A 978-nucleotide genomic window follows, 5' to 3' on the forward strand; every position below is an offset into this window, starting at 1 on the left:
TGTGTATAAGAGACAGGCTGGGATACCCCAGCCGAGCGTTTTGCGTGGACGGCCGTTGAGTTCCTGCGCGACGTGCTCAAGATCGGCTGGACCGTAGACACTGAGGTCAGTGCTTTTGGGGAAGTACTGCCGTAGCAGCCCGTTGGTGTTCTCGTTGGTACCGCGCTGCCACGGGCTGGCCGGATCGCAGAAGTACACCTGCATGTCGGTGGCGATGCTGATCTGCTTGTGTCGGGCAAGCTCGGCGCCCTGGTCCCAGGTGAGCGACCCGCGTAGGTGCGCGGGTAGGTCCTTGATCGCGGTGATGATCGCGTCACGGACGTGTTCGGCGTCGTGCCCATCCGGCAGGTGCAGCAGCATCGTGTAACGGGTGGAACGCTCGACGAGAGTGCCGATCGCGGTCTTGTTCTGCTCCCCGGTGATCAGATCCCCCTCCCAGTGCCCGGGGACCGCACGGTCGTCCACCTCTGCCGGCCGGTACCTGCCGCATCAGGCCGATCGAATCGCGGCGGCGCTCCGGGCGCGGCCCAAGCAGTCCAAACTGGTGGTGAACGCGGTCCTACGGGCAGCGGTCGAGGACGGCTTGTCGAGGAAGCTCTCGCCGGAGCAGATCTCTCACCGCCTGCGCCGGGATCATCCCGACGACGAAAGCATGCGGGTGAGCCACGAAACGATCTATCAAGCCTTGTACTTCCAAGCCCGCGGAGGGTTGAAACGTGAAGTCCAACAAGCACTTCGGACCGGTAGGACGCGCCGGAGGTCGCAGCGCCGAGAGGGTGAGCGATATCAGCGATTCATCGACCCGATGGTGATGATCAGCGACCGGCCGGCAGAGGTGGACGACCGTGCGGTCCCCGGGCACTGGGAGGGGGATCTGATCACCGGGGAGCAGAACAAGACCGCGATCGGCACTCTCGTCGAGCGTTCCACCCGTTACACGATGCTGCTGCACCTGCCGGATGGGCACGACGCCGAACA

General features: G+C 64.4%; 2 pseudogenes. One reads left to right on the plus strand and one right to left on the minus strand.

Annotated features, from left to right (window positions below):
- A pseudogene (locus tag A5777_RS21600) lies at positions 1–477 on the minus strand (IS30 family transposase); the annotation flags it as partial.
- 46 nt (positions 478–523) lie between these two features.
- On the opposite strand from A5777_RS21600, the pseudogene A5777_RS21605 reads away from it, so the two are divergent.
- Positions 524–978 (plus strand): annotated as a pseudogene (locus A5777_RS21605) (IS30 family transposase); the annotation flags it as partial.

Origin of the sequence: Gordonia sp. 852002-10350_SCH5691597 (assembly GCF_001665715.1) — a bacterium.
Taxonomy (GTDB): Bacteria; Actinomycetota; Actinomycetes; order Mycobacteriales; family Mycobacteriaceae; genus Gordonia; species Gordonia sputi.